22 protein-coding genes are annotated in these 24776 nt (G+C 73.1%); 6 read left to right on the top strand and 16 right to left on the bottom strand.

The genetic code is table 11. The annotated features are described in order from the left end of the window. Positions 1-47: 47 nt before the first annotated feature. Positions 48-545, bottom strand: a complete 498-nt coding sequence (locus S1361_RS24165; RefSeq protein WP_208033862.1) for a DUF1877 family protein — start codon at positions 543-545, stop codon at positions 48-50. A 106-nt stretch (positions 546-651) separates the two neighbouring features. Continuing rightward, positions 652-2049, bottom strand: a complete 1398-nt coding sequence (gene pdxR, locus S1361_RS24160) for a MocR-like pyridoxine biosynthesis transcription factor PdxR (RefSeq protein WP_208033861.1) — start codon at positions 2047-2049, stop codon at positions 652-654. Between the two features lie 47 nt (positions 2050-2096). On the opposite strand from pdxR, the gene S1361_RS24155 reads away from it, so the two are divergent. Together S1361_RS24155 and S1361_RS24150 are read left to right on the top strand one after the other, a co-directional pair. Then, a complete protein-coding gene (locus tag S1361_RS24155; RefSeq protein WP_208033860.1) occupies positions 2097-2597 on the top strand; it encodes a carboxymuconolactone decarboxylase family protein in 501 nt (166 codons plus the stop codon). Then, positions 2594-3334: an isocitrate lyase/PEP mutase family protein gene (locus S1361_RS24150; RefSeq protein WP_243769279.1), complete on the top strand. Its 741-nt coding sequence runs from the start codon at positions 2594-2596 to the stop codon at positions 3332-3334. The genes S1361_RS24155 and S1361_RS24150 overlap by 4 nt, the downstream gene beginning before the upstream one ends. Positions 3335-3340: 6 nt before the next feature. Here S1361_RS24150 and S1361_RS24145 read toward each other — a convergent pair whose 3' ends face one another. The 5 genes from S1361_RS24145 to S1361_RS24125 are packed head-to-tail and all read right to left on the bottom strand — an operon-like array spanning position 3341 to position 10545. Further along, positions 3341-4294: an ABC transporter substrate-binding protein gene (locus S1361_RS24145; protein ID WP_208033859.1), complete on the bottom strand. Its 954-nt coding sequence runs from the start codon at positions 4292-4294 to the stop codon at positions 3341-3343. A gap of 1 nt (position 4295) precedes the next feature. Further along, positions 4296-6233, bottom strand: a complete 1938-nt coding sequence (locus S1361_RS24140) for an ABC transporter permease (RefSeq protein ID WP_208033858.1) — start codon at positions 6231-6233, stop codon at positions 4296-4298. Continuing rightward, entirely contained in the window at positions 6233-7450 is a 1218-nt protein-coding gene (locus S1361_RS24135) for a quaternary amine ABC transporter ATP-binding protein (protein ID WP_208033857.1), read from the bottom strand. Before S1361_RS24135 ends, S1361_RS24140 begins: the two co-directional genes overlap by 1 nt. Then, on the bottom strand, positions 7447-8979 hold the full coding sequence (locus S1361_RS24130; protein WP_208033856.1) for a GMC family oxidoreductase: 1533 nt from the start codon (positions 8977-8979) through the stop codon (positions 7447-7449). The genes S1361_RS24135 and S1361_RS24130 overlap by 4 nt, the downstream gene beginning before the upstream one ends. A gap of 45 nt (positions 8980-9024) precedes the next feature. Continuing rightward, positions 9025-10545 (bottom strand): aldehyde dehydrogenase family protein, encoded by a 1521-nt coding sequence (locus S1361_RS24125; RefSeq protein WP_208033855.1) that lies wholly within the window; start codon positions 10543-10545, stop codon positions 9025-9027. A 200-nt stretch (positions 10546-10745) separates the two neighbouring features. On the opposite strand from S1361_RS24125, the gene S1361_RS24120 reads away from it, so the two are divergent. Further along, positions 10746-11501, top strand: a complete 756-nt coding sequence (locus S1361_RS24120; protein WP_208033854.1) for a hypothetical protein — start codon at positions 10746-10748, stop codon at positions 11499-11501. Here the strand turns inward: S1361_RS24120 and S1361_RS24115 are convergent. Next, positions 11484-12404 (bottom strand): LysR family transcriptional regulator, encoded by a 921-nt coding sequence (locus S1361_RS24115; RefSeq protein ID WP_208033853.1) that lies wholly within the window; start codon positions 12402-12404, stop codon positions 11484-11486. The two genes, S1361_RS24120 and S1361_RS24115, sit on opposite strands and share 18 nt — an antisense overlap. Positions 12405-12500: 96 nt before the next feature. On the opposite strand from S1361_RS24115, the gene S1361_RS24110 reads away from it, so the two are divergent. Both S1361_RS24110 and S1361_RS24105 read left to right on the top strand, forming a co-directional pair. Then, positions 12501-13898 carry an MFS transporter gene (locus S1361_RS24110; RefSeq protein WP_208033852.1) on the top strand — a complete coding sequence of 466 codons (1398 nt, stop codon included), beginning with the start codon at positions 12501-12503 and terminating at the stop codon, positions 13896-13898. Positions 13899-13971: 73 nt separating this feature from the next. Then, positions 13972-14793: a serine hydrolase domain-containing protein gene (locus S1361_RS24105; RefSeq protein WP_208033851.1), complete on the top strand. Its 822-nt coding sequence runs from the start codon at positions 13972-13974 to the stop codon at positions 14791-14793. Positions 14794-14996: 203 nt separating this feature from the next. On the opposite strand, the gene S1361_RS24100 is transcribed toward S1361_RS24105, so the two are convergent. The 6 genes from S1361_RS24100 to S1361_RS24075 form a co-directional block, all read right to left on the bottom strand. Next, on the bottom strand, positions 14997-15986 hold the full coding sequence (locus S1361_RS24100; protein ID WP_208033850.1) for a malate dehydrogenase: 990 nt from the start codon (positions 15984-15986) through the stop codon (positions 14997-14999). 377 nt (positions 15987-16363) lie between these two features. Beyond that, positions 16364-17992, bottom strand: a complete 1629-nt coding sequence (locus S1361_RS24095) for a DUF2690 domain-containing protein (RefSeq protein WP_208033849.1) — start codon at positions 17990-17992, stop codon at positions 16364-16366. Positions 17993-18094: 102 nt separating this feature from the next. Next, positions 18095-18760 carry a response regulator gene (locus tag S1361_RS24090; protein ID WP_208033848.1) on the bottom strand — a complete coding sequence of 222 codons (666 nt, stop codon included), beginning with the start codon at positions 18758-18760 and terminating at the stop codon, positions 18095-18097. 32 nt (positions 18761-18792) lie between these two features. Further along, positions 18793-19962, bottom strand: a complete 1170-nt coding sequence (locus S1361_RS24085) for a sensor histidine kinase (protein WP_208033847.1) — start codon at positions 19960-19962, stop codon at positions 18793-18795. 217 nt (positions 19963-20179) lie between these two features. Further along, a complete protein-coding gene (locus S1361_RS24080) occupies positions 20180-20653 on the bottom strand; it encodes a DUF3017 domain-containing protein (protein ID WP_208033846.1) in 474 nt (157 codons plus the stop codon). Further along, complete coding sequence (locus tag S1361_RS24075) at positions 20643-21497, bottom strand: bifunctional methylenetetrahydrofolate dehydrogenase/methenyltetrahydrofolate cyclohydrolase (protein WP_208033845.1); 855 nt, start codon at positions 21495-21497, stop codon at positions 20643-20645. Before S1361_RS24075 ends, S1361_RS24080 begins: the two co-directional genes overlap by 11 nt. 237 nt (positions 21498-21734) lie before the next feature. Between S1361_RS24075 and S1361_RS24070 the strand changes: the two genes are divergently transcribed. Further along, a complete protein-coding gene (locus S1361_RS24070) occupies positions 21735-22331 on the top strand; it encodes a hypothetical protein (RefSeq protein WP_208033844.1) in 597 nt (198 codons plus the stop codon). Positions 22332-22559: 228 nt separating this feature from the next. On the opposite strand, the gene purH is transcribed toward S1361_RS24070, so the two are convergent. After that, positions 22560-24122 carry a bifunctional phosphoribosylaminoimidazolecarboxamide formyltransferase/IMP cyclohydrolase gene (gene purH / locus S1361_RS24065; protein ID WP_208033843.1) on the bottom strand — a complete coding sequence of 521 codons (1563 nt, stop codon included), beginning with the start codon at positions 24120-24122 and terminating at the stop codon, positions 22560-22562. Then, positions 24119-24757: a phosphoribosylglycinamide formyltransferase gene (purN, locus tag S1361_RS24060; protein WP_208033842.1), complete on the bottom strand. Its 639-nt coding sequence runs from the start codon at positions 24755-24757 to the stop codon at positions 24119-24121. Before purN ends, purH begins: the two co-directional genes overlap by 4 nt. Positions 24758-24776: the final 19 nt, after the last annotated feature.

Below are 24776 nucleotides of genomic sequence, written 5' to 3'. Positions count from 1 at the left end.
TTGGTTCGGGCGGACTCCCGTGAACCCGGCCGGCACACGGCCGCGTCTCAGGCCCACACCGCCCTGACCACGGCGTGGCCCGCCGTAGCCGCCCGCTCGTAGAACCCCTGGAGGCACCTGTGATGGCCGAGGAACCTCTGTCCGGCCTGCGCCTCGTCCCAGCCGGACCGAACGAGCTTGGCGCCGGCGGCGTTCCACAGCTCGTCGAAGGAGACACTGGTGAGGAAGTCGGCGGCCTGTGACACGCCGGGCGGCTCCAGAATCCCCAGGGGCGGATCGGAGGGGTCGGCATCGGCGCCGTGTGCCACGGGACGCCCGCCGTAGATCGGCAACGTCCAGAACTCGCCGGCATCCGCATCGAGGACACCGGCCGCGGCGTAGAGGTCGTTGACGGCGTGCCAGACCTTGTCGATCGAGACGGCGATGCCCGCCGCGTACTCGGCGGGGTGGTTCTCCCAGGCCTCCCACATGAACGCCGCAAGCCAGGTGTGGTCGTCCCGGATCCCGGATTCCGCGACGGCGCGAAGGTGCATGTGGATGCTCACAGCGACGAGTCCTGAAGTTCGGTGGCCCGTCTGTCGGGCCGAGCGGACAGAACTTACTCGACGGCACTGACGGCAAGATCCCCGCCTCCCGGCGCCGGGACGCCCCCTAGGGCAGCACCCGGCACAGCGCCTCCAGCGCCCCGGACCACGCGCTGTCCGGAGGCGTTCCGTAGCCGACGACCAGGGCGTCCAACGGCTCGGTGACGGCCTGCGGGTGGCGGTGGAAGGAGAGGCCGTGCAGGGCAAGGCCCTGCCAGGCCGCGGCCTGGACCACCGATTCCTCGGTGCCCGGCGGGAGGCGCAGGACCGCGTGGAGGCCGGCGGCGATGCCGGTGACCCGCACCTCGGGGGCCCGGGCGGTCACGGCCTCGGTGAGGGCGTCGCGGCGGCGGCGGTAGCGCAGGCGGGAGGAGCGCACGTGGCGGTCGTACGCGCCGGAGGTGAGGAACTCCGCGAGGGTGAGCTGTTCCAGCGCGCCGACGGTGTCCGAGCTGCCCTTGGCGGACGCCGTCTCCCCGGCCAGGGCCGGCGGCAGCACCATCCAGCCCAGCCGCAGTCCGGGCGCGAGCGACTTGCTGGCCGTGCCGAGGTAGACGACCCGGTCGGGGGCGAGGCCCTGCAGGGCGCCGACGGACTGGCGGTCGTAGCGGAACTCGCCGTCGTAGTCGTCCTCCAGGATCAGCCCGCCGGTGCGGCGCGCCCAGGCGACGACGGCGGCCCGCCGGTCGGGGTGCAGGGGCATGCCCATCGGGAACTGGTGGGCGGGGGTCAGCAGGACCGCGCCGGCCTCGCCCGGCTCGCCGGGGTCCGTGCCGAGCTCGTCGTAGGGCAGCGGGGGCGTGGCGAGGCCCGCGTTGCGCAGCAGCGCCCAGTGGACGTCGAGGCCGTAGGACTCCACGGCCACCGTGCGCACCCCGCGGGCCCGCAGGACCTTGCCGAGGAGGGTCAGGGCGTGCGAGAAGCCGGCGGTGACCACGATGGTGTCGGGGTCGGTGCGCACGCCGCGGGCGCGGGCGAGGTAGCCGGCGAGGGCGGTGCGCAGTTCGGGGCGTCCGCGCGGGTCTCCGTAGCCGAAGGCGTGGAAGGGGGCCGTGGCCAGGGCCCGGCGGGTGGCCTTGAGCCACTCGGTGCGCGGGAAGGCGGCCAGGTCGGGGCTGCCGGGGACGAGGTCGTGGCGCGGGAGGGCGGGGGCGCGCCGGGGTGGCGCGGGGGCGGAGGGTGCCGTGGGGCCGTGGGGGACGCCGGCCGCCACCCGGGTGCCGGAGCCCTGCCGGGCGGTGAGCCAGCCCTCCGCGACCAGGTCGGCGTAGGCCTCGGCGACGGTGTTGCGGGCGATGCCGAGGTCGGCGGCGAGGGAGCGGGAGGACGGCAGCCGGGTGCCGGGGGCGAGCCGGCCGGAGCGGACCGCGTCCCGCAGGGCGTCGGTCAGGCCCCGGCGCACACCGCCCGTCCCGCTCGGTTCGAGGTGCAGGTCGACGCCCAAAGTGGCCCAGGAACTCGCCATGGGAATGGACCATACCCCTGGGCTGCCTGGTTCCTAGTGTCGACGGCATGAGCACTGCACAGGAAACCGTCGCATACGCCGCCGAAGAGGCCCCGCGCATGAGCTGGGCCGAGCACGCCCCGGACGTCTACAAGGCGATGATCCGCCTGGACAGCGTCGCCAGGCGGGGCCTTGACCCCAAGCTCTACGAGCTGGTGAAGATCCGCGCCTCGCAGCTCAACCACTGCGCGTTCTGCCTCGACATGCACACCAAGGACGCCCTCGCGGCCGGCGAGAGCGTCGAGCGGGTCGTCCAGCTGAGCGCGTGGCAGGAGTCGCGGCACTTCTACACCGAGAAGGAGCTGGCGGCGATCGAGCTGACCGAGGCGGTCACCGTGCTGACCGAGGGGTTCGTGCCGGACGAGGTCTACGCCAGGGCGGCCGAGCACTTCGAGGAGGCCGAACTGGCCCAGCTGGTCGCCGCGATCACGGTGATCAACGCCTGGAACCGGTTCGGTGTGACCTTCCGGATGACCCCGGGGCACTACCGGCCCGGGCAGCACAGGTGAGCCGTATTCCGGCGCGGGACAAGGTGGAGACGTTCCGCGCCCTGCACCGAGGACGCGTCCCGGGTGATCCGCTGGTCCTGCCCGGGCCGTGGGACGCGGCGAGCGCGCGGGTGTTCGCGGCCGCCGGGTTCCCGGCGCTGGCCACGCCGAGCGCGGGCGTGGCCGCCGCTCTCGGCTACGAGGACGGGGCCACCCCCGCCGACGAGATGTTCGCGGCGGTCGCCCGGATCACCCGGGCGGTGGACGTGCCGGTGTCGGCGGACGTCGAGGGCGGGTACGGGCTCGACCCGAAGGAACTGGTCGAGCGGCTGCTGGAGGCGGGCGCCGTCGGCTGCAACCTGGAGGACTCGGCGGGAGGTGTCCTCAAGGACCGGCACGAGCACGCCGAGTTCCTCGCCGGGGTGCGGGCCGCCGCCGCCGACCGGCTGTTCGTCAACGCCCGCGTGGACGTCTTCCTGCACGGTGACGGCGACCCCGAACGGGCCATCGAGCGGGCCGCTTCGTACGTCGCGGCGGGCGCGGACTGCGTGTATCCGATCCTCGCCCCCGCGGCGGTACTGCCGCTGCTGCGGGCCGGGATCCAGGGTCCGCTGAACGCCCTGGCCCTGCTGGACGGGGACGGCCCCTCACCCGCCGCGCTGGGCGGGCTCGGGGCCACCCGGGTCACCTTCGGGCCGGGCCTGCAGCGGCGGGCCGCGGCCGCGCTGCGGGAGATCGCCGAGGGGCTGACACGGTAGGCGGGTTCAGGACAGCCACTTCTTCCACACGGCGGGGTGGCTGTCCACCCACTTCTTCGCCGCCTCCTGCGGGTCCAGCTTCTGCTCGGCGATCATCAGGGAGACCTCGTTCTGGTCCTCCGTCGTCCACCGGAACTTCTTCAGGAAGGCCGCCGCCCTGCCGCCGGTCCGCGCGAAGTCCGCGTTCAGGTATTTCTGCAGCGGGGTGTGCGGGTAGGCGCAGGCGACCTTCGCCGGGTCCGCGTCGCAGCCCTCCTTGTACGCCGGCAGCTTCACCTCCGTCATGGGCACCTTCCTGAACAGCCACTGGGGCGAGTACCAGTACGTCAGGAAGGGCTTCTTCTCCTTGGCGAACTGCTTCATCTGGGTGATCTGCGCCGCCTCGGAACCGGCGAAGACGACCTGGTAGTCCAGCTTCAGGTTCTTCACCAGGGCCTTGTCGTTGGTGACGTACGACGGGGAGCCGTCCATCAGCTGGCCCTTGCCGCCGCTCTCCGCGGTGCGGAAGAGCGAGGCGTACTTGTTCAGGTTCCGCCAGTCGGTGATGTCCGGGTGCTGCTTGGCCAGGTACGTCGGCACGAACCAGCCGATGTGCCCGGTCACCCCGAGGTCACCGCCCCGGCTGATCGTCTTCTTGTCGGTGACGTACCGCTTCTCCTGGTCCGGGTGGCCCCAGTCCTCCAGGAGGGCGTCGACGCGGCCCTGGCTGAGCGCGTCCCAGGCGGGCACCTCGTCGACCTGGACGGTGTCGACGCGGTAGCCGAGCTCGTGCTCCAGGAGGTACTGGGCGACGGCCACGTTGGACTGCGCGCCCACCCAGGACTGCACGGACAGGGTGACCGACTTCGCGCCGCCGGCGTTCGCGAAGGGCGAGGCCTGCTTGGTCATGTCGGCGGCGCCGCAGCCGGTCGCGGTCAGCAGCACCAGCGAGCCCACCAGGGCGGTCGTACGACGTCGCATGTCAGGCTCCCTTCTTCGCGCGTCGGTCCGTCGGCTGGGTCACCCGGTCGAGCATCAGGCCCAGGCAGACGATGGCGGCACCGGCGACCAGGCCGGTCGCCAGGTCGCCCTGGGCGAGGCCGAACGCGACGTCGTAGCCGAGGGCGCCGCCGCCGACCAGGCCGCCGATGATGACCACGGCCAGCACCAGGACCACGCCCTGGTTGACGGCGAGCAGCAGGGACCGCCGGGCCAGCGGGAGCTGCACCTGCCACAGCTGCTGGCGGCCGGTGGCGCCGAGCGAGCGCGCCGACTCCAGCGCGGCCTGGTCGACCTGGCGCAGGCCCTGCGCGGTGATCCGGACGACGGCCGGGAGGGCGTAGACGACGGCCGCGGCGACGGCGGGGGCGCGGCCGACGCCGAACAGGGCGACGACCGGGATCAGGTACACGAACTGCGGCATGGTCTGGAAGACGTCCAGGACGGGGCGCAGCGCACGCTCGACCCGGTCGCTGCGGGCCGCGGCGATGCCGGTCGCGAAGCCGAGGACGAGGGTGACGGCGACGGCGGCCAGCACCTGGGAGAGGGTGTCGAGCGAGGGCTCCCACACGCCGAGCACACCGATCGCGGCCATGGCGAGGACGGCGGTCAGCGCGGTGCGCCAGGTGCCGATCAGCCAGGCCAGGGCGGCGACGAGCAGCAGCACCGACCACCAGGGCAGCCACTGCAGGCCGTCCCGGACGGGGTCCAGGACCCAGGTGGTGAAGTGGCCAGCCCAGTCCGCGGTGCCGCCGATCACGGGGACGCCGGAGTAGAGGTGGGCGGTCATCCAGTCGACGGCGCGGTTGACCGGTTCGGCGAGGTCCAGGGACCAGCCGGCGGGCCAGTCGAGGGCGCCGAGCAGGCGGGTGGCGAGGGCGACGGCCACGGTGACGGCGAGGGCGTACGGCCAGCCGATGGTCCGGGTGCGCGTCACCCCGTCCCCGGCGGCCGCGGTCACGCGGTCCAGGACCACCGCGAGCAGCACGATCGGGATGCCGGCCGCGAGGGCCGCGCCGACGTCGACCGAGGCGAGCGCCTGGTAGACGCGGTCGCCGAGGCCGCCGGCGCCGATGACGGCGGCGATCACGGCCATGGACAGCGCCATCATGATCGTCTGGTTGAGGCCGAGGAGGAGTTCCTTCCGGGCCAGCGGGATACGCGCGGTCAGCAGCCGCTGGCGGCGGGTGGCGCCGAGGGACTCCACGGCCTCCAGGACTTCGGGGTCGGCACCGCGCAGGCCGAGCGCGGTGAGGCGGGCCATCGGCGGGGCGGCGTACACGACGGTGGCGAGGACGGCGGCGGGGACGCCGATGCCGAAGACCAGGACGACGGGGAGGAGGTAGGCGAAGGCCGGGAGCACCTGCATGGTGTCCAGGACCGGGCGCAGGGCGCGGTCGAGGCGGTCGGAGAGGCCGGCGGCGAGACCGAGGAGCGCGCCTACGAGGACGGAGGCGAGGACCGCTACGACCATGAGCGCGAGGGTCTGCATGGTCGGGACCCACATGCCGAGCACGCCGCAGGCCAGGAACGCGGCCGCGGTGCCTGCGGCCAGGCGGACGCCGCCGAGGCGCCAGGCGGTGAGCGCGCTCAGGGCCGTCACGCCGGCCCAGCCCGCGGCGAGGAGGGTGAGGTACACCCCGCGGACGGCCAGGATGACGGCGTTGCTGATGTAGCCGAAGAAGTACAGGAACAGAGGGTGGCTGTCCCGGTTGTCGATGACCCAGTCGCTGGCGGTGGCGAGGGGCTTGTCCAGGTGGACCGTCAGCTGGTGCGGCCAGGTGGCGCCGGGCCAGTGGGCGGCGGCCCAGGGGGCCAGGACCGCGGCGGCGAGGGCGAGCAGCAGGAGCTTGCCCGCGGCTCGGCTCCTGAGGACGCGGGGTGTGCCGGTGCGCAGGGCCGGGATGCTGAGCGTTGCCATCAGACGGCCTCCGGACTGGTCCGGGGGCCGGGCGGGCCGGCTTGCCCGCGTCGGCGGGGTGCCGCCTCTTCCGGGACGGGTGCCGCCCCGGCGGCGGGACCGCTGGCGGCCACGGCGGCAGCGTCGTCCGTCGCCGCGGTGGCAGCGGCGTCCGCCGGCGCCGTTCCCGCGACCACGCCCAGGAGGGCATCCGAGTCCACCACGCCCAGGCAGCGGCCCTTGTCCATGACGCGGGCCGGGGTGCCCGCGCGGGCCACCGCCTCGATGGCCTCGGCCACCGTGGCCTCGGGCCGTACCGCGGGGCCGCCGGCCGTTTCGGCGGCGGAGGCCGGGCGCATGGCCGTACCCACCGTCATCACCTGCTCGCGCGGAACGTCCCGGACGAACTCGCGGACGTAGTCGTCGGCCGGGGAGCCGACGATCTCCTCGGGGGTGCCGAGCTGGACGACGCGGCCGTCGCGCATGAGGGCGATGCGGTCGCCGAGCTTGAGGGCCTCGCTCAGGTCGTGCGTGATGAAGACCATCGTGCGGCCCTCCTCGCTGTGCAGGCGGGCCACCTCTTCCTGCATGTCGCGCCGGATGAGGGGGTCCAACGCGCTGAACGGCTCGTCGAAGAGCAGCACCTCGGGGTCCACGGCCAGCGCACGGGCCAGGCCGACGCGCTGGCGCTGGCCGCCGGAGAGCTGGGCGGGGCGCCGCTTCTCCATGCCTTCCAGGCCGACCTTGGCGACGAACTCGGCGGCCCGCTCGCGGCGTTCGGACCTGCCGACGCCCTGGATCTCCAGGCCGTAGGCGACGTTGTCGAGGACCGTGCGGTGCGGGAGCAGGCCGAAGTGCTGGAAGACCATCGCGGCCCGGTGCCGGCGCAGTTCGCGCAGCCGGGTCCGGTCCATCGCGCGGACGTCCTCGCCGTCGATGGAGATCGTGCCCGCGGTCGGCTCGATCAGGCGGGTCAGACAGCGGACGAGGGTGGACTTGCCGGAACCGGACAGGCCCATGACGACGAAGACCTCACCCTTGCGGACGTCGAAGGAGACGTCCCGGACGGCGGCCGTGCACCCGGTGCGGGCGCGCAGTTCGGCGGGGTCGAGCGCCGCGAGCCCGGGGTCGGCGGGAATCCGCTCCGGCTTGGGTCCGAAGACCTTCCACAGGCCGGACACCGAGAAGACGGGTTCGGTCGTGGTGGGCGGCTTGCGTGTGGGGACGGTGAGAGTCATCGGGGGTCACCTCCGATCAGGTCGACGGCCTTCTCCCCGACCATGAGCACCCCGATCATCGGGTTGACGGCGGTCATGGTCGGGAAGACGGACGCGTCGGCGATGCGAATGCCGTCGAGACCGCGGATCCTCAGTTCCGGGTCGACCACGGCGAGTTCGTCGTCGGCGGCGCCCATCCTGCAGGTGCCGGCCGGGTGGTAGACGGTGTGCGCGACCTTGCGTGCGTACTCGCTCAGCTCGGCGTCGCCGAGGATCTCCGGGCCGGGGCACACCTCGCGCTTGAGCCAGCCGGCCAGCGGCTCGGTCTTGGCGATCTCGCGGGCGATGCGGATGCCGTCGACCAGGGTCCGGGCGTCGTAGTCGTCCTCGTCGGTGAAGTACCGGAAGTCCAGCGCGGGCTTCACGGACGGGTCGGCGCTGGTCAGGTAGAGACGGCCGCGGCTTTTGGGCTTGGGGATGTTCGGGGTCATGGAGACGCCGAACTCCGGTCGCTCGTAGCCCAGCCGCTCCGGGTTGTCGGTGAACGGGATCTGGTAGAAGTGGAACATCAGGTCCGGGCCCGCGTGGTCGGGGTCGCGGCGGACGAACAGGCCCGCGTCGGAGTCCATCGCGGAGTTCTCCGGGATCGGCCCGTGGGTCTCCCAGACGATGACCGACTCGGGGTGGTCGAGCAGGTTCTCGCCGACGCCCGGCAGGTCGTGGACGACGGGGATGCCGAGCGCCCGGAGGTCCTGCGCGGGGCCGATGCCCGAGTGCAGCAGCAGCCGCGGGGAGTCGACGGCGCCCGCGCACAGCACGACCTCGTTCCGGGCGCGGATCAGCAGTTCCTCGCCGTCCTTGGTGCGCACGTGCACGCCCTCGGCGCGGGTGCCGTCCAGCTCCAGCCGGTACGCCCAGGTCTCCAGCAGGAGCGTCAGGTTGGGCCGCTCGTCCATCACCGGGTGCAGGTACGCCACCGACGCCGAGGACCGCTTGTTGTTCTCCGGGTGGTAGGCGAGGTCGAAGAAACCGACGCCCTCGGTGAACGGCTTGCGGTTGAAGCCCTCGACCCGGGGTACCCCGAGTGCCGACCGGGCGGCGTCGACGAAGTCGCGGGCGATGGCGTTCCGGTCCTTCTCGTCGACGGAGACGATGTTGTTCTTCAGGCGGGCGAAGTAGGCCTCCATGGGGACGGCGCCCCAGCCCTTGGCGCCGGCGGCCTCCCACTCGTCCCAGTCGGAGGGCAGGGGCTTGAAGGAGATGAGGGTGTTGTGCGAGGAGCAGCCGCCGAGGACGCGGGCGCGGCTGTGCCGGATGTGGGAGTTGCCGCGGGGCTGCTCCACCGTCGGGTAGTCGTAGTCGAGTTCGCCGCCGAGCAGGCCCATCCAGCGGCGCAGGGTGAGGACGTCGTCGCGGCCGACGTCGCTCGGGCCGCCCTCGATGACGGCGACGGTGACGTCCGGGTTCTCGGTGAGGCGGGAGGCGATGACGGATCCCGCGGTACCGCCGCCGATGACGACGTAGTCGTAGACAGGGGGGGTGTGGGACATGGGGGTACTACTCCGGGGGTGGTCCAGGACGGTGGGGGTCGGGGGTCAGCCGGCGAACCAGCGGACGGGCTTCGGGGCGAGGTTCTGGTAGACGTGCTTGGTCTCGCGGTACTCGGCGAGTCCGGCCGGGCCCAGCTCGCGGCCGGTGCCGCTCCTGCCGAAGCCGCCCCACTCCGCCTGCGGCAGATAGGGGTGGAAGTCGTTGATCCAGACGGTGCCGTGGCGCAGCCGGCCGGCGACGCGGCGGGCCTTGCCGGGGTCGCTGGTCCAGACGCCGCCGGCGAGGCCGTACTCGGTGTCGTTGGCGAGGAACACCGCCTCTTCCTCGGTGGTGAAGGTCTCGACGGTGAGGACCGGGCCGAAGACCTCCTCGCGGACGACCTTCATCTCGCGGTGGCAGGCGTCGAGGACGGTCGGCTCGTAGAAGTAACCGGCCCCGGGCCGCTGCGGCGACGGTTCGGGCCGCTTGCCGCCGCAGCGCAGTACGGCGCCTTCGGCCAGCGCGGAGGCCACGTACGCCTCGACCCTGGCGCGCTGCTGCTCGGAGACGAGCGGGCCGCACTCGACGCCCTCCTCCGTGCCACGGCCGAGGCGGATCTTCGTGGCGCGGCGGGCGAGTTCGGTGACGAAGCGCTCGCGGACCGACTCCTCGACGATGAGGCGGGCGCCGGCCGAGCAGACCTGGCCGCTGTGGATGAAGGCCGCGTTCAGGGCCTGGTCGACGGCGGTGTCGAAGCCCTCCTCGGTGGCGCAGGCGTCGGCGAAGACGACGTTGGGGTTCTTGCCGCCGAGTTCGAGGGCGACCTTCTTGACGGTGGGCGCGGCGGCCTGGGCGACCTTGGTGCCGCTGACCAGGCCGCCGGTGAAGGAGACCAGGTCGACGTCGGGGTGCTCGGCGAGGCGGGCGCCGACGGTGTGGCCGGGGCCGGTGACGAGGTTGGCCACGCCGGCGGGGAGACCGGCCTCGGCCAGCAGCTCGATCAGGGCGATCGTCGTCATCGGGGTGATCTCGCTGGGCTTGATCACGAAGGTGTTGCCGGCGGCGAGCGCCGGGGCGATCTTCCAGCTGGCCTGGAGGAGGGGGTAGTTCCAGGGGGTGATCAGCGCGCAGACGCCGACGGGTTCGTGGACGACCACGCTGTGGATCTCCGGGGAGCCCGCGTCGACCACCCGGCCCGGGGCCTCGGCGGCGACCAGGTCGGCGAAGTAGCGGAAGGCGTCGGCGACGCAGTCGATGTCGACGCGGCCCTCCTCGACGGTCTTGCCCGCGTCCCGGCTCTCCAGCAGGCCGAGTTCCTCGCGGTCGCGCACCAGGAGGCCGGCGACGCGGCGCAGCAGGGCGGCGCGCTCGGCGGCCGGGGTGTGCGGCCAGGGGCCCTGGTCGAAGGCCTGCCGGGCGGCGGCGACCGCACGCTCCGCGTCCTTCTCGTCACCCTCGGCGACCACGGCGAAGGGCCGGGCGTCCGCGGGGTCGAGGATCTCCCGGGTCGCGCCGGACACCGCCTCCAGCCACTCGCCGCCCGCGTGAATGGTCGCCTGGTCCTGTCGTTCCGTTCTGTCGGCCATGATCGGTGTCGCCTTCCGTTCCTGTTCGGTGCCCCTGCGTCACACGGGTGTCTCGCGTGGGGACCGTCGCCGCCTGCCCCGACGCCTGCGTTGCATGCGCAATCGGTGGCCGAAAGTGCGCCGCGTCACTGAAAATGCGGTCGAAAACGGACAAAACTACGCTGTAGAGGGGAGCTTGAGGCCGATCACGGAGGTGCGCGATGGCCGGTGGATCCCTGATCCGCGCGGGGGTGAGCGCGCTGCTGGTCCTCTCCCCGGCCCTCGGCACGACGGCCACGGCCGACGACGGCGGTGACGGGAACGCCGGGGCGCTCGTCCGGGAGGCCCAGCGGAACGTGCTCGACGCCACCTCGCTCCGCCTGACCCTGACGGACCGGGCCGCGGCCGGGAAGAGCGCGGAGGTCGCCTCGATGGACCTCACCCTGGACCGCGACGGCAACTGCGTCGGCTCCTTCCGGATGGGCCGGGGCGGCGGCAGCTTCGACGTCGTCAAGCGGGGCGACGAGGTGTGGATGAAGGCCGACCGGGCCTACTGGCGGAGTCAGCTCCACGATCAGGGGAACAAGGCGGCCGACGTCGTCCGGGACCGCTACGTCCACGGCACCACGAACGAGGGCACCTTCAAGGACTTCGCCCACGCCTGCGACTTGAAGGCGCTGCAGAAGGAGCTCTCGCTGAACACGTCCTCCGACGACTCGATGCGGACGGACGGGCGGACGAAGATCCACGGCGTGGACGTGATCAGGCTGCGGGGCACGGAGGACGGCGTTCCGACCACCCTCTACATCACGACGGACAGCCCGCACCGGCTGGTCGAAGCCGTCCAGAAGGGCGACGGAACCGACGACACGGCGGGAGTCTCGGACTACGGCAAGCCGGTGCCGTCCCGCACGCCGGCCCCGGGCGACTCGGTGGACCTCTCGGACCTGGAGAAGGAATCAGGGCGGACCGGCTGACCCGTCGGTCATCAGCTCCCGTACGCAGCCGCGCAGCCAGGCATGGGCCGGGTCGGCGTCGTGGCGGGGATGCCAGGCGAGGCCCAGCCGCACCGTGGGCAGCCGGAGCGGGATCTCGAAGGCGACCAGGCCGAGGGTGTCGGCGAGCGGCCGGCCCCACTGGCTGACCAGCCCGATCAGGTCGGTCTCGCGCAGCACGAACAGCGAGGCCGGATAGGTGCCGACGCTCCCCACCACCCGGCGCTCCAGGCCGAGTTCGGCGAGGGCGTCATCGATCGGACCGTGCTGCCTGCCGCGCCGGGACACGATGAGGTGCCCCGCCGCCCCGGCGAACCGTTCGGGCGTCAACTCGCCGTCCAGGAGCGGGTGTCCGGGCCGTACGACGCCCAGCATGCGGTCCTCGTAGACCGTTTCCACCCGCACCTCGGGCGCGACCGAGTCGATCACCCCGACCTCCAGGTCGGCGGTGCCCTGACGCAGGAACGGGGCGTCCACGTGACTCTCGCTCAGGAAGCGCAGACGGATGCCGGGGGCCTCGCGGGCGGCGCGGGCGAACAGGGCGGCGCCGTGGGTGGCGGCGATCGCGTCGTGGCCGATGATCGTGAAGGTGCGGTTCACCGTGCGCAGGTCGGTGTCCCGGTTCGGCGCGAACAGGGCACGGGCCCGCTCCACCACCGCGCCGACCTCGGCGCGCACCGCGAGCGCGTGCGGGGTCGGCACCATCCGGCGGCCGGCGCGGACCAGCACCGGGTCACCGAGCGCCTTGCGGATCCGGCCCAGGGTACGGCTCATCGCCGGCTCGGACAGATGCAGCCGGCGGGCGGCGCCCTGCACGCTCTCCTCCTCCAGCAACACGTCCAGCGCGACGAGCAGATTCAGGTCCAGGCCGGTGGATTGCGTCATGTGCAGGTATTCCTTGCAAAGGTTGCACTGGAAGGCAGGTCGATGACGAGCCTACGGTGAGAGCGCATCCCACACCACCAGCTCCCGGGAGGAGCCGTGCCCACGCACGCCCTGAAACGCCCGACCCTGCTGACCCTGTGCGCCTGCGTGCTGGTCGCGCAGAGCATGGTCGCCGCCATCAACCTGCTGATCCCCCAACTGGGTTCGTCCGCCCTGCACCCCTCGCACACCGAGATCCTGTGGACGGTCGACGCCTACGTCATCGTCTTCGCGGGTCTGCTGATCCCGGCCGGCGCGCTCGGCGACCGCCACGGCCGCAAGGGCGCTCTGCTCACCGGCCTGGCCCTGTTCGCCGCGGGCGCCGCGACCAGCGCGCTCGCGACCGAGCCCGCGTTGCTGATCGCCGGCCGGGGCCTGTCCGGAGCCGGGGCCGCGCTGATCACTCCGGCGACGATGTCGATCCTGGTGCAGCTGGCCGGGCCCGAGCGCCGGGCCCAGGCGATGGCGTCCTGGACGCTGGCCATCGGGCTGGGCGGCATGGCGGGCAACCTGGGCGGCGGTCTGGTCGGCCAGTACCTGTCCTGGCGGGCGCTGTTCGCCGCGATGGTGCCGCTGGCGGCCGTCCTCGCCGCCGCCGTGGCGGTGACCACCCCGCGCACCGCCCGCTCCGCGCACGGCAGTCCGGACCCGGTCGGCACCCTGCTGCTCACCGCGGGCCTGGTCGCCGTGCTGTTCGGCATCATCGAGGGCCCCGACCACGGCTGGACGTCGGCGCGCATCCTGACCGTGTTCGGTCTCGGTGCCCTGCTGGTGGCGGCGTTCACCGTCCACGCCCTGCGGTCCCGCGCCCCGCTGTTCGACCCGCGCGTCTTCCGCTCCGGCGGGCTGCGCGCGACGACGCTGGGCCTGGCGACCGGCTTCTTCGGGCTGTTCGCGCTGTTCTTCGTCAACTCGCAGTACCTGCAGGAGGTCAAGGGGTTCGAGCCCGCGGTCACGGGTGTCGCGATCGTGCCGCTGATCGTCGGCATGGCCCTGGTCCCGAGGTTCGCGGCCCGCTGGTCGGCGCGCCCGCGCCCGGTCGTCGGCACCGGCCTCGCGCTGATCGGCCTGGGCCTGCTGGCCGCGTCCACGGCGGACGCGCACACGCCGTACGCGCTGTACGCGTGCTGGCTGCTGGTCATCTCGGCGGGCACCGGCCTCGCCATGCCGGCCCTCACCCTGGGCGTGGTGGTGTCCCTCCCGCCGCACCAGGCGGGCCTCGGCTCCGGACTCGGCACCTCGGCCCGGGAGGCCGGCGCGGCCCTCGGTGTCGCGGTCGCCGGCACGGCTCTGGCGGGCCAGCCCGACTTCGCGAGCGGGATGGGTCCGGCGCTGCGCATCGTCGGCACGGTGGTCCTGCTGGCGACGCTGCTGGTCGTGACGGGCCTCCGCCCCGCCGGCCGCCCGTCCCGCACGGCACCGGGCACACCTGTGGCCAAGGAGCCGGTGGCCTGAACGCGTCGGTGGGGCCGGGTCCGAGGCGGAGAATCCATGGCGTCGATCAAGTCGCCCACCGAGAGGTCCCGCCGTGCGCCGCATCCCGGCCTGTGTACTGACCGACGCCGGGCCGCCGCGGGTGACCGGCGGCCACGCGGTGGACCGGTACGTCCAGATCGGGTCCCTCACGAAGGCGCTGACCGGCACGCTGCTCTCCCGGATGGCGGAGGCGGGCGTGCTCGGCCTCGACGACCCCGTCGAACGGTGGCTCCCGGCGCCGCCCGGCACGGGCATCACCCTGCTCGGTCTGGCCCGGCACACCTCGGGACTCCCCCGGCTGCCGCCGCACCTCGGACGCCGCGATCCGTACCTGCCCTTCGACCGGGCGGAGTTGCTGCGGCTGGTGCGCGCCCTGGACACCGCCGTCGTACGCCCGCCGGGCGAGGAGGAGTACTCCAACCTCGGGTACGCCGTCCTCGGCGCCGCCCTGGCCGCGGCGGGCGGGGCCGCCTACGAGGAACTGCTGGACGCCCACGTGCTACGGCCGTCGGGCCTCACCGAGGTGACCGCCCGCCCGGCTCCCGGGCAGCGGCTGGCCGCGCCGGGACTGCTGCCGGGTACCCGGCGCAGGCCGTGGACGATGGACGGCGCGATCCTCCCGGCGGGCGGCCTGTGGGCGACCCCGCGCGCCGTCGCCGATCTGGTCGTACGGCTGCTGGTGGAACGGCGGTTGGGCGAGCCGGCCGTCGGCTGGCAGACGGCGGGGCCGCTGTGCTGGCACAACGGCGCCACCGGGGACGCGTCCGTGTTCGCCGGGGCGATGGCGGACGGGCGCTGGGTCGTGGTCCACCGGCTGAACGGGCGGGCCGAGGACACCGACCGGGCGGGGATCGAGCTGCTCCGGGGCGCGTAGGGCCGGATACGACGAGGTCCCCTTCCGCCGTTGCGGAAGGGGACCTCGTCCGTGGAGCGCCGGGCAGGCCTTGCACCTGCATCTCCCCGCAGGAAGCGGGGCGTCTTTCCTTGGACCACCAACGCATCACCTGGTGCCGGTTTCCCGGCGGCCGGTGCGTGATCAACTATAGCGCACCGGCGCCGGGGTCACACCACGTCAGGTCAGATGAGGCCGAGGCCGCGGACCGCCTCGCGCTCCTCCGCCAGCTCCTGGACGGAGGCGTCGATGCGGGCGCGGGAGAACTCGTTGATGTCCAGGCCCTGGACGATCTCGTACTTACCGTCCTTGCAGGTGACCGGGAAGGAGGAGATCAGGCCCTCCGGGACGCCGTAGGAGCCGTCCGACGGGATGCCCATGGAGGTCCAGTCGCCCTCGGCGGTGCCGTTGACCCAGGTGTGCACGTGGTCGATGGCGGCGTTCGCGGCGGAGGCGGCGGAGGACGCGCCACGGGCCTCGATGATCGCGGCACCGCGCTTGGCGACGGTCGGGATGAAGTCCTCGGCCAGCCACTTCTCGTCGTTCACGACCTCGGCGGCGTTCTTGCCGGCGACGGTGGCGTGGAAGATGTCCGGGTACTGGGTCGCGGAGTGGTTGCCCCAGATCGTCAGGCGCTTGATGTCGGCGACCGAGGTGCCCGTCTTCTTCGCGAGCTGGGTCAGCGCGCGGTTGTGGTCCAGGCGGGTCATCGCGGTGAAGCGCTCGGCCGGGACGTCCGGCGCGGCGGCCTGCGCGATGAGCGCGTTGGTGTTGGCCGGGTTGCCGACGACGAGGACCTTGATGTCGTCCGCGGCGTGGTCGTTGATGGCCTTGCCCTGCGGCTTGAAGATGCCGCCGTTGGCCTCCAGCAGGTCACCGCGCTCCATGCCCTTGGTGCGCGGGCGGGCGCCGACCAGGAGGGCTACGTTGGCGCCGTCGAAGGCGACGTTCGGGTCGTCGGTGATCTCGATGCCCTGGAGCAGCGGGAAGGCGCAGTCGTCCAGCTCCATGGCCGTGCCCTCGGCGGCCTTCAGGGCCGGGGTGATCTCCAGCAGGCGCAGCTTGACCGGCACGTCCGCGCCGAGCAGCTGGCCGGAGGCGATGCGGAAGAGCAGGGCGTAACCGATCTGGCCGGCCGCGCCGGTGACGGTGACGTTCACGGGAGTGCGGGTCATGGCGTTCTCCGTATGACAGCTGGCGGTGGGGCGTCACTGCCCCGGGCGGATGATCGATCTCTTGGCATCAAGAGAGATCCAGCGGTCAGGCTATCGCGCATCCGGTAGGTGAGACGTCCGGGGCCCTGTGGCTCACCCCACAAGGGGATCAGCGGGGACGTATCGCCGTGCCGGCCGCGCCACGGGCGGGTATGAGGAGGCGGCCGCCCGTCCGGGAGAGGAGGGACGGAGGCGGCCGCCGGTGGGGGGTACCGGCGTACCGGACTCCCGTGGGGGTACGGTTCGCGTGCCCAGGCCGCGGCCCGCTATGCCGCCCCGGCGGAATTTCCCCGTCCCTCTTCCTCCCTCAGGCTTTCTCCCTCAGGCCGCGCCGCCCGTCATTCCGTGCAGCCCGTCTGTCCCGCGGCGAGCGTGGCACAGGCCCTGGCCTGCGCCGGGTTCCGTACGGCGATCATCGGGGTGTACCCGATGGTGTCCCCGGCGGCCGTGATGTCCCCCGTCTGCCGGTCCTTGCCCACGGAGACCCGCACCGTGTCCCCGGGCGCGCCGCTGGTGATCCGGCCCCAGGCCGTACCGCACGCCTTGCTGTAGCGGACCTCCACGGTGGTCGTCCCGACGGTGGCGGTCTTGGCGGTCGTCACCAGCTCGCCACTGCACCCCATGGCCTCCGCGTCCTTGCCGGTGCAGGCGGCTCCGGCGCACTTCACACCGGGGGGCGGGCTCGTCCGTGCCGACGCCGACGGGGAGGGCGACGCGCCGCCCGCGCTCTTGCGCCCGCCGCCGTCCCCGTGGGTGAAGAAGAAGACCCCGGCGATGAGCGCACCGGCACCGACCAGCCCCGCGAAGAACATCACGACCTGCTGCCGCCGGGCGGACCAGCGCGCGACGGGGGATGCCGGCCGTGCCTGGGGGGTGCGGGTGCCGGGGGTGCCGGGGGTGCTCGGGGTACGGGCGGGCGTGTCCGGGCTCGCGGTGGGCGCGGACACGTCCTGGCCAGGGGTGCGCGCGGGCGTGCCCGGGCTCGGGATGGAGGAAGCCGGGGTCCGGGCGGTGCCGGCGGGAGCGCCCGCGGGGGTGCCGGCGGGGTCGGCCGGGCCGGCCGGGGGCCGGGTCCCGGGGCGGGCGGTCGCCTTCGACGGACCCCGGTAACCGGCCAGCCCCCAGGAGTTCTTGGGGGGCGCGTCGGCGACGTCGGAACCGGCACGGGAGCCGCTGCCGGGCCGCGCACCGAAACCGCCGCCGGACGCCGCGGCCGAACCCGCAGTCGTACCCGCGGTCTTACTCCCGGCCGAACCCGGGGCCGTACCAACGGCCTTCCCCCCGGCCGAACCCGCCGCCGTACCCACGGCCTTGCCCTCGGCCGAACCCGCGGTCTTAACCCCAGCCGAACCCGCCGCCGTACCCACGGCCTTACCCCCGGTCGAACCCACCGCCGTACCCACGGCCTTACCCCTGGCCGAACCCGGGGCCGTACCAACGGCCTTACCCTCGGCCGAACCCACGGTCTCACCCCCGGCCGAACCCGCGGTCTTAACCCCAGCCGAACCCACCGCCGTACCCACGGCCTTACCCCCGGCCGAACCCGGGGCCGTACCCACGGCCTTACCCCCGGCCGAACCCGCGGTCTTGCCCACGGCCGGTTCCCCGGCCGGTTCCGGTTTCGTCCCCAGGTCCCCCAGTGCCGCGCGGGCGTCCGTGATGTCGAGTGCGGTCAGTGTGTGGTCGTGGCGCAGCTTCGCCCGGGTCCAGGCGCGTTCGGCCTGTTCCCACAGCGTGGCCAGGGGACCGGGGTCGGTGCCGGTGGCCTCGGCGAGGGCGATGACCGCGCCCTTGGGCGCGAGGAGCCGGCCGCCCAGATACCGTTCCCAGGACGTCTTGCCGTAGCCCGTGCGGTCGGCCAGTGCCGCGATGCTCAGGCCGCTGTCGTCCACCAACCGCCGCAACCGGCCGGTGAATTCCCTGATCTGCGGTTCCAGATCCTCCGGCAGGGCTTTCCAGCGAGGCATCGCCTACTCCCTCTTCCCCTCTTCCCCCGTGTTCCTTGCCGCGCGTTCCGCGCTGACCAAGGATCCCAGGTCCGGAAGGGGGCGACGCACGGGAGCGGACGGTCAGCCGCCCGGGGTCACCAGTCCCGTCTCGTACGCCAGCACCACCGCCTGCGCCCGGCTGCCCAGGTCGAGCTTGCTCATGGTGCGGTTGAGGTGGGTCTTGACGGTGGCCTCGCTGATGTAGAGGCGGTCGGCGATCTCCAGGTTGGACAGACCGCGCGCGGTGAGCTTGAGGACCTCCACCTCGCGGGAGGTGAGCACGCCGAGGTCGGGCGGCGGCACGGTGTCGGCGGGCTCCTGCTGCCGGGCGAAGGCCTCCACCAGGCGCCGGGTGACGCTGGGCGCGAACAGCGCGTCACCGCCGTCGACCGCGGTGACCGCCGCGAGCAGCCGCTCGGGCCCGGAGTCCTTCAGCAGGAACCCGGAGGCGCCGGCGCGCAGCGCCCCGTACACGTACTCGTCCAGGTCGAACGTGGTCAGCACGAGGATCCGGGGCGGGCGGTCGGCGGCCTGGGCGAGGATCCGTTCGGTGGCCTCGATGCCGTTGACGCCGGGCATCCGGATGTCCATGAGGATGACGTCGGGGCGGGTCTCGGCGGCGAGCCGTACGGCCTCCTCGCCGTCCCCCGCCTCGCCCACCACCTCGAAGCCGGGCGCGGCGTCCAGCAGGCCGACGAGTCCGGCGCGGATGAGGAACTGGTCGTCCACGACGAGCACTCTGATCATCCCGTACGGTCGTCCCCCCGCCGTGCGCTGCCTTACCGCTCCGCCTCCGGCGTGCCCCCGCGGCCGCGTTCGGCGGCCGACGTCGGCAGGGTCAGCAGGACCTCGTAGCCGCCCTCGGAGCGTGGGCCGACTGTGATCGTCCCCCCGTAGAGCTTGGCCCGCTCCCGCATGCCAATCAAGCCGTGGCCGGTGCCCACCGGCACTCTGGCCGGATCCGTCCCCTCGCCGTCGTCGGTGACGCGGACGGTCAGCTCGTGCGGGCCGTAGCGGAGTTCCACGCGCGCGCGTGCGGGCCCGGCGTGTTTGAGGGCGTTGGTGAGGCCCTCCTGGACGACGCGGTAGGCGCACAGTTCGACGCCGGGCGGCAGCGGACGGGTGGTGCCCTCGACGGCGAGGTCCACGGGCAGGCCGCCGGCCCGGACCCGGTCCACGAGTTCGCCGAGCCGGGCCAGGGTGGGCATGGGCGCCCGCTCGGGCGCCTCGGGGTCCTCCTCGCGCAGCACCTGCAGTATGCGCCGCAGCTCCTCCAGGGCCTCGCCGCTGGTGTCCGCTATGGTGCCGAGCGCTCCGCGCGCCTTCGCGGGGTCGGAGTCGAAGACGAACCGGGCGAGTCCCGCCTGCACGGAGATGACCGACATGTGGTGGGCGACGACGTCGTGCAGCTCGCGGGCGATCCGGCCGCGTTCCTCGGCGACCGCGCGCCGGGCCCGCTCGGCCTGTTCGGCCCGCAGCCGCCGGGTGAGTTCGGCGGTGCGGCGGGCCAGGTGCCCGAACCAGACGAGCACCGAGCAGTACAGCAGGGCCTGGCCGAGCACGGAGGCCATGGAGGGGCTGTGGCTGACCACACCGGCGTACACCCAGACCGCGGCCATGCAGCCGGCGCAGGCCAGGGCGGTGCGCACGGGGCGGACGGAGGCCACGGTGTACAGGGCGAGCATGGCGCCGAAGGTGCACACCACCGGCCAGTAGCCGAGGGTGACGAAGCCGACCGCGGCGGCCTCGACGACGGCGAAGACGACGAGGGGGCGGCGGCTGCGCAGGGCGACCGGGAGATGGGCGAGGGCGACGAGGACGTAGGCGCGGGCGTCGAGTTCCGGCCATCCCTGCGATCGGGACTCCTGCCCGAGCAGGACGGCCACCACGGTCATGGCCACCGCGATCAGTGTGTCCACGACCAGCGGGCGGGGGGTCCTCAGTCGCATCGCCGCAGGGTAACGCGCACGGCCGTACCCCGGAGTCAACCGGGCGCGGTACCGCGTAGGTTGCAGCGCCCGGACCGGGTGCGCCCAGCGGCGGTACGGCGGTTCAACCCGAGGACGGAGGCGTTGCGCGGCGGGCGGCCGTAGCGTCGGGGAAGGGGGAAGCGACGGTGGCCCGCGTCCCCGGGGGAGGCGCGGGCCACCGGCCGTACGCGGGCCGCTACTTGGTGACCGTGAAGTGCAGGATGTCCTTCAGGAACGGCATCTTCAGCAGCGGGTCGGGCTGGATCATCAGCGCCAGCAGGGAGATGACCAGGCCCAGGACGCCGTAGGTGACGATGTCGGTGAAGCGGGAGCGGACGGCGAGCATGCCGACGCTCGGCAGTGCCCAGCGCATCACCGCGCCCGCCAGCAGGGCGGCGCCGATCAGCAGGGTGCCGAAGCGGAGCACGTCGAGCGCCGTCAGCAGCAGGCCGAGGGCGACCGCCGACAGCACCACGAGCATGGGCCACTGACGGGCGGGCGCCGGGGCGTCACCGGCGGCGGCCCGGCCGCCGCCCTCGGGGCGTGCGGTGTCCTTGGTGAACAGCGGGAAGCGGCGGGTGACGCGGCGCGGGCGCCCTTCGGCGTCGGGGGCGCTGATCGCGTCGCGCACGGTCGGTTCCGCGGACCCGCGGGCGTCCTCAGCCGGCACTGCGCTCCGCCGCCTCGACCACGTTGACCAGCAGCTGCGCCCGGGTCATCGGGCCGACGCCGCCGGGGTTCGGGGAGATCCAGCCGGCCACCTCGGTCACGTCCGGGTGGACGTCGCCGACGATCTTGCCCTCGGCGTTGCGGGAGACACCGACGTCGAGGACGGCCGCGCCCGGCTTGACGTCCTCGGCGCGGATCAGGTGCGGGAAGCCGGCCGCGGCGACGATGATGTCGGCCCGCTTCAGGTGGGCGGAGAGGTCGCGGGTGCCGGTGTGGCACTGCGTGACGGTGGCGTTCTCGCTGCGCCGGGTGAGCAGCAGCGGCATCGGGCGGCCGATGGTGACACCGCGGCCGACGACCACGACCTCGGCGCCCTTGATCTCCACGCCGTGGGCCCGCAGCAGGCTGATGATGCCGTTGGGGGTGCAGGGCAGCGGGGCCGGCTCGTTCAGCACCAGGCGGCCCAGGTTCATCGGGTGCAGGCCGTCGGCGTCCTTGGCCGGGTCCATGAGTTCCAGGATGCGGTTCTCGTCGATGCCCTTGGGCAGCGGCAGCTGGACGATGTACCCGGTGCAGGCGGGGTCCTCGTTCAGCTCGCGGACGACCGCCTCGATCTCCTCCTGGGTGGCGGTGGCCGGCAGCTCGCGCTGGATGGAGGCGATGCCCACCTGGGCGCAGTCGCGGTGCTTGCCGGCGACGTACTTCTGGCTGCCGGGGTCGTCCCCGACCAGGATCGTGCCGAGGCCGGGCGTGACGCCCCTCTCCTTCAGCGCCGCCACGCGGGCGGTCAGATCGGACTTGATCGCGGCTGCGGTGGCCTTGCCATCGAGAATCTGGGCGGTCATGGTCCCATCCTCGCGGATGACCCGGTCCCGGTTCCAATCCGGGTGTCACGGCATGATCAGCGATGTTGCACTTGCACAACACCTGAGGTTTCCGGCTGGACAAGTAAGAGCCCGCTCAAGAACGATGAGCACACAGTGCCGCGGGCAGTGCCGGGGGGACGGACCGCATCTGTAGAACTCTCCTCCGAACCGTGCCGCGCGTCGTCCCCTGCACGTGAGCAACGGAGGAAGACCGCCATGAGCTTTGGCGACCCCAACAACCCCTACGGGCCCCCGCAGGGCCAGCAGCCCGGCTACGGCTACCCCGCCGCCCCGCAGGGCCAGCCCGGTTACGGCTACCCCGCCGCCCCCGCGGTCCAGCAGCCCGGCTTCGGCTACCCGGCCGGACCCGCGGTGATGCCGGGCGGCGTGAAGGCCGCGCGCGTGTTCCTGTTCATCCTGGGCGGCTTCCAGGCGCTCGCCGGTCTGGTGATGATCGTGGCCAGCTCCTGGGTCTCCGACCGGATCAGCGACGCCATGTCCTCGGACAGCGGGGTCTCCTCGGAGGACGCCGACCGGGCCGCCAGCATGGGCGCGGGCGTGATGATCGTCCTCGGTGTCATCGCCCTGGCCTTCGCCTTCTGGGCCGTCTTCACCGGCCTGAAGTTCGCCAGCGGCCGCGGCGGCGCACGTGTCTCGGCGATCATCTACGCCTCGGTCGTCACGCTGGTCAGCGTGATCAACCTGCTCGGCGCGAACGTCTTCGCTCTGATCAGCCTGGTGCTCGGCATCCTGATCATCGTGTTCTGCGCCAACAAGGGCGGCAGCTCCTGGTTCAACCGCCCGCAGTACTGAGCCACCCGGTACTTCACCATCAGGGCCGCGTCCCGTCCGCCCGGACGAGGTGCGGCCCCGGGTGTTTTCCGGACCGGCCGGCCGGAGTTCACCGAAGGGCCCGCGGAGTCGGCGGGGAAAACTCCCCCCTCGGGCGGGGCGGCGGTGAACCGCCGTGCACAAAGGCGTGGTCCCGCCCGTCGGCCGACGGGCGGGACCACGCGCATGCGTCGCGGGCGCGCTGCGCGATCAGTGGAAGAAGTGGCGCGTGCCCGTGAAGTACATGGTCACGCCTGCCTTCTTGGCGGCCTCCACGACCTGCTCGTCGCGGATCGAGCCGCCCGGCTGGACGATCGCCCGGACGCCGGCACCGATGAGGATCTCCGGTCCGTCGGGGAAGGGGAAGAAGGCGTCGGAGGCCGCGTAGGAGCCGCGGGCCCGCTCCTCGCCCGCCCGCTCGACGGCCAGCTTGCAGGAGTCCACGCGGTTGACCTGGCCCATGCCGACGCCGACCGAGGCGCCGTCCTTGGCGAGCAGGATCGCGTTCGACTTCACCGCACGGCACGCCTTCCAGGCGAAGGCCAGTTCCTTCAGCTCCTCGGCGGAGAGCGCTTCGCCGCTGGCGAGCGTCCAGTTGGCCGGGTCGTCGCCGTCGGCCTGGAGCCGGTCGGCGACCTGGAGCAGCGCGCCGCCGTCGATCGGCTTGACCTCGACCGGGTGGGCCGGGCCGTCGGGACAGCGCAGCACGCGGATGTTCTTCTTCTTGGTGAGGGCCTCCAGCGCGCCCTCCTCGTAGTCCGGGGCCACGATGACCTCGGTGAAGATCTCGGCGACCTGCTCGGCCATCTCCTTGCTGACCGGCCGGTTCACGGCGATCACACCGCCGTACGCGGAGACCGGGTCGCAGGCGTGCGCCTTGCGGTGCGCCTCGGCGACGTCAGCGCCGATCGCGATGCCGCAGGGGTTGGCGTGCTTGATGATCGCGACGCAGGGCTCGGCGTGGTCGTACGCGGCACGGCGGGCGGCGTCCGTGTCCGTGTAGTTGTTGTACGACATCTCCTTGCCGTGCAGCTGCTCGGCCGCCGCGAGCCCGCCCTCGCCGGAGGTGTAGAGGGCGGCGGGCTGGTGCGGGTTCTCTCCGTAGCGCAGGGTGTGCGCGCGCTCCAGGGAGGCGGCGAGGAAGTCCGGGAACTGCGAGTCGTCGGCCGGGGCGTAGGAGGAGGCGAACCAGGAGGAGACCGCGATGTCGTACTCCGCCGTGTGCCGGAAGGCCTCCGCGGCCAGGCGCTTGCGGGCGGCGAGGTCGAAGCCGCCGTCCTTCACCGCGGCGAGGACGTCGGCGTACCGCTCCGGGCTGGTGACCACGGCGACGGACGGGTGGTTCTTGGCGGCGGCACGGACCATCGAGGGGCCGCCGATGTCGATCTGCTCCACGCACTCGTCGGGCGAGGCACCGGAGGCGACCGTCTCCCGGAACGGGTACAGGTTGACGACGACCAGGTCGAACGGCTCCACGCCCAGCTCGGCGAGCTGCTCGCGGTGGCTGTCCAGGCGCAGGTCCGCGAGGATGCCCGCGTGCACCCTCGGGTGCAGGGTCTTGACCCGGCCGTCCAGGCACTCGGGGAAGCCGGTCAGCTCCTCGACCTTGGTGACCGGGACACCGGCGGCGGCGATCCGGCCGGCCGTGGACCCGGTGGAGACCAGCTCCACACCGGCCTCGTGCAGCCCGCGGGCCAGCTCCTCAAGGCCGGTCTTGTCGTAGACGCTGACGAGCGCGCGACGGATGGCCCGCTTGTTGCTCTCGGCGGTCACTGGATAACTACCTTTCGTCCCTCAATGCGATAGCCGTTGCGGGCGAGCCGCCCCACGACCTCGACGAGCAGCCTTCGCTCGACTTCCTTGATGCGCTCGTGCAGCGCGCTCTCGTCGTCCTCGTCCCGGACCTCGACCACGCCCTGGGCGATGATCGGGCCGGTGTCGACGCCGTCGTCGACGAAGTGGACGGTGCAGCCGGTGACCTTGGCGCCGTACGCGAGCGCGTCACGGACCCCGTGGGCCCCCGGAAAACTGGGCAGCAGGGCGGGATGTGTGTTGACGAACCGTCCGCCGAAACGGGCCAGGAACTCCTTGCCGACGATCTTCATGAAGCCGGCGGATACGACGAGGTCGGGCTCGTACGCGGCGACGGCCCCGGCGAGCGCCGCGTCCCACTCCTCGCGGGAGCCGTGGTCCTTGACCTTGCACACGAAGGTGGGGATCCCGGCCCGCTCGGCACGGGCCAGCCCCTCGATGCCGGCGCGGTCGGCCCCGACGGCGACGATCCGTGCGCCGTACGACTCGGCTCCGGTGCGCTCGATCTCGTCCAGGAGCGCCTGCAGGTTGGTGCCGGATCCGGAGACCAGCACGACGAGGCGCTTGACCGCTGGGCCAGGGGTGGTGGCGGCCACGGTGGGGCCCTTTCTCGGG

It is taken from the genome of Streptomyces cyanogenus (assembly GCF_017526105.1).
Taxonomy (GTDB): Bacteria; Actinomycetota; Actinomycetes; order Streptomycetales; family Streptomycetaceae; genus Streptomyces; species Streptomyces cyanogenus.
Note: the sequence above shows the minus strand (reverse complement) of the source record. Positions and strands in the feature narration are given on the sequence as shown.

What these genes read in the sequence shown, in the direction of transcription:
- S1361_RS24135 (WP_208033857.1), bottom strand. Translation starts at nt 7,450, where the DNA reads ATGACTCTCACCGTCCCCACACGCAAGCCGCCCACCACGACCGAACCC.
- S1361_RS24130 (WP_208033856.1), bottom strand. Translation starts at nt 8,979, where the DNA reads ATGTCCCACACCCCCCCTGTCTACGACTACGTCGTCATCGGCGGCGGT.
- S1361_RS24070 (WP_208033844.1), top strand. Translation starts at nt 21,735, where the DNA reads ATGAGCTTTGGCGACCCCAACAACCCCTACGGGCCCCCGCAGGGCCAG.
- S1361_RS24095 (WP_208033849.1), bottom strand. Translation starts at nt 17,992, where the DNA reads ATGCCTCGCTGGAAAGCCCTGCCGGAGGATCTGGAACCGCAGATCAGG.
- S1361_RS24075 (WP_208033845.1), bottom strand. Translation starts at nt 21,497, where the DNA reads ATGACCGCCCAGATTCTCGATGGCAAGGCCACCGCAGCCGCGATCAAG.
- S1361_RS24145 (WP_208033859.1), bottom strand. Translation starts at nt 4,294, where the DNA reads ATGCGACGTCGTACGACCGCCCTGGTGGGCTCGCTGGTGCTGCTGACC.
- S1361_RS24140 (WP_208033858.1), bottom strand. Translation starts at nt 6,233, where the DNA reads ATGGCAACGCTCAGCATCCCGGCCCTGCGCACCGGCACACCCCGCGTC.
- pdxR (WP_208033861.1), bottom strand. Translation starts at nt 2,049, where the DNA reads ATGGCGAGTTCCTGGGCCACTTTGGGCGTCGACCTGCACCTCGAACCG.
- S1361_RS24120 (WP_208033854.1), top strand. Translation starts at nt 10,746, where the DNA reads ATGGCCGGTGGATCCCTGATCCGCGCGGGGGTGAGCGCGCTGCTGGTC.
- S1361_RS24100 (WP_208033850.1), bottom strand. Translation starts at nt 15,986, where the DNA reads ATGACCCGCACTCCCGTGAACGTCACCGTCACCGGCGCGGCCGGCCAG.
- S1361_RS24085 (WP_208033847.1), bottom strand. Translation starts at nt 19,962, where the DNA reads ATGCGACTGAGGACCCCCCGCCCGCTGGTCGTGGACACACTGATCGCG.
- S1361_RS24115 (WP_208033853.1), bottom strand. Translation starts at nt 12,404, where the DNA reads ATGACGCAATCCACCGGCCTGGACCTGAATCTGCTCGTCGCGCTGGAC.
- S1361_RS24155 (WP_208033860.1), top strand. Translation starts at nt 2,097, where the DNA reads ATGAGCACTGCACAGGAAACCGTCGCATACGCCGCCGAAGAGGCCCCG.
- S1361_RS24125 (WP_208033855.1), bottom strand. Translation starts at nt 10,545, where the DNA reads ATGGCCGACAGAACGGAACGACAGGACCAGGCGACCATTCACGCGGGC.
- S1361_RS24090 (WP_208033848.1), bottom strand. Translation starts at nt 18,760, where the DNA reads ATGATCAGAGTGCTCGTCGTGGACGACCAGTTCCTCATCCGCGCCGGA.